This is a genomic window from Enterobacter sp. (assembly GCF_977039595.1).
The window spans coordinates 1-7129 of the sequence record NZ_CDRQYH010000111.1 but is presented as its reverse complement, the minus strand read 5'-3'; the positions used below and the strand labels follow the sequence as shown (position 1 = coordinate 7129).

At 50.0% G+C, this 7129-nt stretch carries 7 protein-coding genes and 3 pseudogenes; 2 read left to right on the top strand and 8 right to left on the bottom strand.

Translation table 11 applies throughout. The features are described 5' to 3' along the window. Position 1: 1 nt before the first annotated feature. From gap to ACWYRJ_RS20000, 5 genes and pseudogenes are all read right to left on the bottom strand, one after another. A pseudogene (gene gap / locus ACWYRJ_RS20020) lies at positions 2 to 1012 on the bottom strand (type I glyceraldehyde-3-phosphate dehydrogenase). 78 nt (positions 1013 to 1090) lie between these two features. After that, positions 1091 to 2071: a GlxA family transcriptional regulator gene (locus tag ACWYRJ_RS20015; RefSeq protein ID WP_002904870.1), complete on the bottom strand. Its 981-nt coding sequence runs from the start codon at positions 2069 to 2071 to the stop codon at positions 1091 to 1093. 161 nt (positions 2072 to 2232) lie between these two features. Continuing rightward, on the bottom strand, positions 2233 to 2604 hold the full coding sequence (locus tag ACWYRJ_RS20010; RefSeq protein WP_455508494.1) for a DUF2255 family protein: 372 nt from the start codon (positions 2602 to 2604) through the stop codon (positions 2233 to 2235). Between the two features lie 127 nt (positions 2605 to 2731). Then, positions 2732 to 2989: a hypothetical protein gene (locus ACWYRJ_RS20005; RefSeq protein ID WP_149366915.1), complete on the bottom strand. Its 258-nt coding sequence runs from the start codon at positions 2987 to 2989 to the stop codon at positions 2732 to 2734. A 106-nt stretch (positions 2990 to 3095) separates the two neighbouring features. Continuing rightward, complete coding sequence (locus tag ACWYRJ_RS20000; protein ID WP_455508493.1) at positions 3096 to 4193, bottom strand: alpha/beta hydrolase; 1098 nt, start codon at positions 4191 to 4193, stop codon at positions 3096 to 3098. A gap of 29 nt (positions 4194 to 4222) precedes the next feature. On the opposite strand from ACWYRJ_RS20000, the pseudogene ACWYRJ_RS19995 reads away from it, so the two are divergent. Next, a pseudogene (locus ACWYRJ_RS19995) lies at positions 4223 to 4405 on the top strand (hypothetical protein); the annotation flags it as partial. Here the strand turns inward: ACWYRJ_RS19995 and ACWYRJ_RS19990 are convergent. Then, positions 4352 to 5362, bottom strand: a pseudogene (locus tag ACWYRJ_RS19990) (iron-containing alcohol dehydrogenase); the annotation flags it as partial. The pseudogenes ACWYRJ_RS19995 and ACWYRJ_RS19990 sit on opposite strands and share 54 nt — an antisense overlap. A gap of 264 nt (positions 5363 to 5626) precedes the next feature. On the opposite strand from ACWYRJ_RS19990, the gene ACWYRJ_RS19985 reads away from it, so the two are divergent. Continuing rightward, the gene (locus tag ACWYRJ_RS19985) at positions 5627 to 6541 is read left to right on the top strand and encodes an AraC family transcriptional regulator (RefSeq protein ID WP_149366918.1); all 915 of its coding nucleotides are present in this window, start codon (positions 5627 to 5629) and stop codon (positions 6539 to 6541) included. A 17-nt stretch (positions 6542 to 6558) separates the two neighbouring features. Here the strand turns inward: ACWYRJ_RS19985 and ACWYRJ_RS19980 are convergent, their stop codons facing one another. Further along, entirely contained in the window at positions 6559 to 7059 is a 501-nt protein-coding gene (locus tag ACWYRJ_RS19980; protein WP_455508492.1) for a LysR substrate-binding domain-containing protein, read from the bottom strand. Then, positions 7022 to 7129, bottom strand: a 108-nt coding sequence (locus ACWYRJ_RS19975) for an IS3 family transposase (protein ID WP_131023897.1), incomplete at its 5' end; no start/stop codon positions are given. The genes ACWYRJ_RS19975 and ACWYRJ_RS19980, both read right to left, overlap by 38 nt.

Below are 7129 nucleotides of genomic sequence, written 5' to 3'. Positions count from 1 at the left end.
GTTAGCTTTCACGCTTTGCCATCATCAATGCCAGATCAACGAGACGATTAGAGAATCCCCATTCATTGTCGTACCACGCCAGAATTTTGACCATATTACCGCCAATCACCAGCGTTGATAGACCGTCGATAATCGACGAGCGTGGGTCTCCCTGGTAATCGCTGGAGACGAGCGGTTCATCGCTATAACCCAGGATCCCTTTCAGAGGTCCCGCTGCGGCGGCTTCGCGAAAAGCATTGTTCACCTCTTCGACCGTCACATCTCGCTCAAGCGTGACGGTGAGGTCAACAATGGACACCACTGGCACAGGGACGCGTAGCGAGTATCCCGTTAAACGCCCATCCAGCTCAGGAATAACTTTACCCAGAGCCTTCGCTGCGCCGCTGGAGTAAGGCACAATCGACAATGCGGCGGCACGAGCCCCGCGCAGATATTTTTCCGGCTGATCGTGCAGCGCCTGGCTGTTGGTGTAGGCATGGGTGGTGTTCATGAGACCATGTTTAATACCGAAATGCTGGTGCAGGACCTGCGCAGCAGGTGCAAGACCATTGGTGGTGCAGCTTCCGTTGCTGATCACGTAGTGTTTATCCGGGGAGTAAAGGCTCTCATTAACGCCCATCACAATGGTTAAATCATCGTTTTTACCCGGGGCAGAGATAATCACGCGCTTGGCGCCACCGCTGTGGATATGTACAGCAGCCTTTTCACGGTCCGTGAATAATCCTGTAGCCTCAATAACGATGTCGACTTCACACTGACGCCACGGAATACTGGCCGGGTTGCGTTCACTGAATACGGTAATGGGTTTACCATCAACAACAAGCCCCCCTTCACCCGCGGTGACCTCTGCATCCAGCTTACCGAGAAGCGAGTCTTATTTCAGCACATGCGCCAGCGTTTTGCTGTCCGTCAAATCGTTGATTGCCACAATTTGAATATCCGGATTATTCAGTGCTGCGCGCAGTACATTGCGTCCGATCCGGCCAAAACCGTTAATACCGACCTTTACCATAATTAACTCCTTATCGATTATCGCTGGAGTCAGAGTAGGACGGACGGGTTATGGCGTAAATGACAAAAAAGGATCACTTTACGCCATTTTGCGACAGTGAAATCGTTGACGATATTCACCTGGAGTGAGGTTAAGCTGTTTCTCAAACAAGCGTCGCAGGTTAATACTGCTGCCAAATCCCGTTTGCTCGGCGATACGATCCAGCGTCTCGTGAGTCTGCTCCAAACGCTGCCGCGCGGCGGCCAGGCGGGCTTCCGCGACGTACCGCGCTGGCGAAGCGCCGGTTTCCCGGGTAAAGACGCGGGTGAAATTTCGCGGACTCATGGCGACTTTTTCCGCCAGCTTATCTACGCTGAGGTCGGCGGTGAGGTTTTCGAGCAACCACGCCAGCAGATCGTTAATCGGGCCCTGGGTGGCGGTCTGCTGAAGGTTATAGCGGCTAAACTGCAGCTGGCCTCCCGGGCGACGCAGATACATGACGAAGTCCTGGGCGATATCGCGCGCCAGGCTGAAGCCATAGTCTTCTTCAACCAGCGCCAGCGTAAGATCAAAGCCGGAACTGACCCCGCCAGAGGTCCAGATATGTTCGTCCTGAATATAGAGCGGCCCGCCCTCGACGCGGATCTGCGGGAATTCCGCCTGCATGGTTTCCAGCAGCTTCCAGTGGGTAGTGGCCCGTCTGCCGTCCAGCAGTCCGGTTTGCGCCAGCAGCATCGCACCGCCGCAAATGGAGACTATGCGGCGGGCATGGGGAGCGGCAAGGCGCAACCAGTCAACCACCGCCATCCCCTCCTGCGGGTTTTGACCTCTGCCGGTAATCATGATGGTATCGAGGGGCTCGCGAGGGTCAATCTCATGCAGACGATGGTCGGCCAGCAGATTTAAACCTGACTGACCATGGATAACCTGATGCGGTTGAGTTGTCGCTAGCTTGACCTGGTAGCAGATTTCCCGGGCACCTTCCGGGTGCAGGCGGTTGGCCTGCATCAGAATGTCAGCAATACCGGCGGATTCAAACAGCATGCCGCCATCGGGTACAATAATAAGTATCTTTTTCATGTCCTGAAAAGTAATCTTTTTACAGAATAAGTCAACAAAAGGATGTAAAAACCTGAAGGCTCGGAAAGAGTGGTTTCATACGTGCCTTCAGTTTCAGGGAGATGAACGTTAAACAGGTAGATTTTGCCTCACAGTACAGGCAGCATCACTTTGACAGGACATCACGAAGGTAGAATCTCAATCGTGGCTGCCCTGGCGCGTATCCCTGTCATTGCGGAAACATAGCTGCTGCCGGAGTACTTTTTCAGGTAAGCCTGATCAATTTTACTTTCAAGCTCAGGGTCCGAGGGTTTTGCGAACAGTACGTCGAATTCCTGTCCGATAGCCAGTATCTTACCTGCCTGCTGGGACAATGCAGCCTGATACCATTTTGAACGGATACCACTATAGGCTCGGACGAAAAGTCGGTTGTCCACCTTCACTTCCCATATCCATGTCGGCGTACCGGTCGTATTCATATCGGGATGATACGGAGCGATTTTTAGGTCATCGGCCTCATCTATTCTTGTTAATACTTCATAGTTCCAGAACATAAACCTCTCCTCTTTCATATGCGGCTATTTTTTTCTATTGCAGCATTAACTCGATAAATTAATGTTGCATGAGAAATTAGAGCCTGCTTCACGAGTAACAGCAGAGTGGCTGTTATTAAAATTAGGATTAATGCATCTCAGCGACGGTATTACCGACTATCAACTGAATAATATATTGGCGGTCCATAATGAAACTGAGCTGGCATGCCTTTCCTGCGGTTGCCAGTCGACTCCAGAGTACCAGCACTGCCTGTATTTTTGCCTGTTCGAGCGCAAATCCAATACCATCAAGACTGTCTGCGTTTGTCTGAAGTTCTTTTATCATCTTCACGCATTCGCCGGTCAGGCCATCATAGCTAAGTGAAAACGTTTGTTTAGTATCCATTCGGCACGCTCTTTAGGGGGAATACACAACACCCCATGCTAAGAGAGCAGTGTCTGTCGTTTGTCGCACAGACACTGCATCTGAAAACACCGGACGGTGCTATGGCTTACTTATTCAGATATTTATTGAAAAATGCAGTGATGTTATCGAACGGGATCTTATCCATACGATCATATAAATCGACATGTGTTGCATCTTTAACAATCAGAAGCTCTTTTGGCTGATTTGCCGCTTCATAAGCCGTTTTGGAGAAGTAAAGCGAATGCGCTTTTTCACCATGGATGAACAGGATCGGGCGCGGAGAAATTTCCTTAATATAGGTCATGAGCGGGAAATTCATGAAGGCCATCGGCGTTGTCACGGACCATGAGTTACCAGAGTTGACGGCTCGTGGATGATAGCCGCGTTTGGTCATGTAATAGTCCGCATAGTCCACGAGGAACTGTGCTTCACCGCCCTTCAGTTTATTATAGGCTGGCTGGTATGCAGGTTTGCCGTTTGCCGCATCTTCCCAGCGCTGGAGGCTCATCTTCTCCAGCGCCTGCTCGCGTTGCTCCGGCGTTACGCTGTCGTTGTAGCCTTTCGACATCACGCGGCTCATATCATACATGGTGCTGGCAACGACCGCTTTTACGCGTTTATCCACGGCAACAGCGTTCAGGGCAATCCCCCCCATACCGCAGATACCGATGACACCGATACGTTCACGATCCACATAAGGTTGCAGTCCAATAAAATCGACTGCGGCCATAAAGTCTTCAGTATTGATATCAGGTGAAGCAATATTGCGGGGTTCACCACTGCTTTCACCGGTATAAGACGGATCAAATGCCAGCGTCACGAATCCGCGCTCTGCTAAGGTCTGAGCATAAAGACCTGAGGCCTGCTCTTTTACCGCGCCAAAAGGCCCGGAAATCACAAGCGCAGCAAGCTTCTTGTTCCCGCGATCTTTAGGAAGATACACATCAGCGGCAAGCGTAATGCCGTAACGGTTTTTAAAAGTCACTTTTTGATGATCCACTTTTTCGCTCCTTGGGAAAGTCTTATCCCACGTCTGAACCAGACGGACTGAAGAATCTGCTGTACTTGATGCTGGCTGGGCGACCGCAGCTTCTGTTGAAATCAGAGCCATCGCTCCGGCAAGGAGTGCGCCATTAAAAAAGCGCGTTGAAGATTTTAGCGTCATGATATTAAAACCTTTCATTGGATATTGAGGGATATGTTTCAGACAGCATGCATGAGTATTTCAGTTACAACTTCCGGTGGGTAATCACTGGCGATACCAAACGCTTTGACATTGATCTGGACGTTCTCAACGATAGCGGGCAGATCTGCTTCCCTGATGTTCAGCTGTTCAAGACGTGTTGGCGTACCAATTTCTTCGAACCACTTCTCAAGCGCTGCGATGCCGTCGTCTGCCGAACTGAGTCCGAACACATATTTTGCGAAACGATCAAACTGCGGTGTATTTCGGTTTTTGTACCATTTCATCCAGGCGGGCATAACAACGGACAACCCTGCCCCATGCGGAACGTTGAAAAGTGCTGATAAAGAGTGCTCGATTGCATGATTCGGATAACTGAATCCGGCACAGCCTGACAGGATCAAACCGTTTTGGGCAAGGGTTGCAGCCCAGGCAAATTCCCCACGCGCAGCCTCATCCTCCGGATTGGCGATGAGCGTTTGTGTGGTTTCAATTACCGTATTTAGTAGTGCTTCAACCAGACGCGACTGAATTGCAGGCTGAACGGTTGCGGTGAAGTACACTTCGATAAGGTGTGAAATGATATCAGCGGCAGAATAGACCAGGTAATCCCGGGAGACGCCCGCCATCAGTGCCGGACTCAGGACGGATACCACAGGACGCGTGTAGTCGTTACCGATCGATAATTTTTCATGTGTTTCTTCATTGGTGACAACGGCATACGGGTTCATTTCGCTTCCCGTTGCGGCCAGGGTCAGAATGGCAAACAAAGGTAAAGCAGAGGAAAGCTCGCCTTTACCAGCGAATAAATCCCAGACGTTACCATTATAATGTGCGCCGGCCGCAATAGCCTTAGCACTGTCAAGTACGGAGCCGCCGCCAACGCTAAGGATAGCGTCCACGTTATGTTGTTTGGCCAGTTCCACCCCTTCACGGACTTTGGATATCACCGGGTTACTTACGATACCGCCAAGTTCTATATACTCGATGCCGTTATCGGCAAGATTCTGGCTGACCGTATCGAACAGGCCTTCTCGTTTAATACGTTCGCTTCCGTAGCACAGCAGGACTTTTCGTGCGCCAGCACTGGCAATGTGTGCACCGATAGTATTCTCTTTTCCGGAACCGAATTCGATTCGGGTTGGGTTGTAGAAAGTAAACTCTTTCACGTATGTCTCCTCCGGATAACCTGCCTGACAGTTAAAAATGGCTTTAACCTGAACGGTTTAAATTTGCTCGCGGTGAACCCTGACTTACAGGACACTGCCTCATTTCAGTGTTGTTATTTTGAGTGTCTTTAATGAAGGGTGTTATTAAAATACTCTGCATTATTTGCCTGATCCTCTGAACCTGATCTCAAAGCGTATATTTCAATTTTCATAGCTGCTAAGTTGTTAACGTCAAAAGGAGTAACAAATGTGAGGCATTACAGAATGATTTCTGAGAAGTCGGTTGAAAAACTACTGGGTGAACTTTCGGTCGATATAGCTCAGCGCACACCCTGCACCGGTGATTTCCCTACAGCCGTAGAAGGACTCGAATTGTTCCGCCGAAACGAACCCGCTCCTCCGGTGAGCTGCCTGGTCCCTCCCAGTATCGTTCTGGTGGCCGATGGCGCGAAGATCATGTGGGTTGGTGGTGAACCTTACGAATACAATGCGGAAAAATTCCTGATCACATCTCTTGACCTGCCAGCCAGCTCGGAAGTATTACAGGCTTCGACATCCCGTCCCTGCGTGGGCGTAGCCTATAAACTTGACCAGCGCGTACTGATGGAATTAATTGCACAGGGAAGCCTGCCGCCGGTTAAAAAACGAGACGCGGGAACGGGTGTCGGTATAGGAACTATTACTGATGTTTTGCTGGAGCCTTTCTGCCGTCTGCTTTCTTTGCTTGACGAGCCTGAAGCTATTCCTGTTCTCGGGCCGCTGATTCAAAGAGAGATACATTACCGGCTTTTGATGAGCGATCAGTCCGATCATCTCAGACAGATTGCAGCAGTAGACGGCCATGGCTACCGTATCGGTAAAGCTATTGACTGGTTAAAGACCAATATTGCATCACCTTTACGCGTAGAAGAACTGGCAAGTCGGGTGCAAATGAGCACGCCCTCTTTCCACCAACACTTCAGGCAGCTTGCGGGAATGAGCCCGCTACGGTATCAGAAATGGCTGCGCCTCAATGAAGCCAGGCGACTGATGCTGAATGAACATTACGATGTCACCACAGCAGCCTATGCTGTCGGTTACGAAAGCCTGTCCCATTTCAGCCGGGAATATACGCGGATGTTCGGGGAATCACCCAAGAAGGATATAACCGTGCTGAGAAAGTCAGCTGGTAAGCTTTAGTATTATCGTAATGTATTTTACCTTATCCTGTTATTGTACCGGTTGCGCAAAACTTGCAGGAAAGCCATAAAGGCGGGAGAATCCTGTCGGCGGTGAGGATAAAAGATGTGGTAGCCCTCAAACCAGGGGCACCACTCGGTCAGTACCACAATCAACCTGCCGTTTCTGATATATTCATCCGCAACATATTCTGGAAGGCAGGCTACGCCCAGGCCATCAAGAGCTGCATCAAGCTGATGTACCGTGCTGTTCGCAATATATTGCCCCTTCACCTTCAGGCTGAACTTCTGGTCTTCCTTCTCGAATTCCCAGGCATACAAACCACTCGTGTCGGAATACCGGACGTTGATGCAATTGTGGTTCAAAAGATCCTGCGGTTTTTTAGGCTTCCCATAGCGTTGAAAATAATCCGGTGCTGCAACAATCAATTGCCGCCAGTCCTGGCTGATTTTAACGGCAATCTGAATCGCCACGGATAATCTAGACACTTCCGAGCCGTTGATAATACTGGTTTTCATATTCTGTCGGTGACATCTGATCGCTAGAACCATGCCGACGCTTACTGTTATAAAACATTTCGATGTAATC

Bases quoted from the DNA above. Each gene is read 5' to 3' on its own strand.
- ACWYRJ_RS20015 (WP_002904870.1), bottom strand. From the start codon at position 2,071: ATGAAAAAGATACTTATTATTGTACCCGATGGCGGCATGCTGTTTGAA.
- ACWYRJ_RS20010 (WP_455508494.1), bottom strand. From the start codon at position 2,604: ATGTTCTGGAACTATGAAGTATTAACAAGAATAGATGAGGCCGATGAC.
- ACWYRJ_RS20005 (WP_149366915.1), bottom strand. From the start codon at position 2,989: ATGGATACTAAACAAACGTTTTCACTTAGCTATGATGGCCTGACCGGC.
- ACWYRJ_RS20000 (WP_455508493.1), bottom strand. From the start codon at position 4,193: ATGAAAGGTTTTAATATCATGACGCTAAAATCTTCAACGCGCTTTTTT.
- ACWYRJ_RS19985 (WP_149366918.1), top strand. From the start codon at position 5,627: ATGATTTCTGAGAAGTCGGTTGAAAAACTACTGGGTGAACTTTCGGTC.
- ACWYRJ_RS19980 (WP_455508492.1), bottom strand. From the start codon at position 7,059: ATGAAAACCAGTATTATCAACGGCTCGGAAGTGTCTAGATTATCCGTG.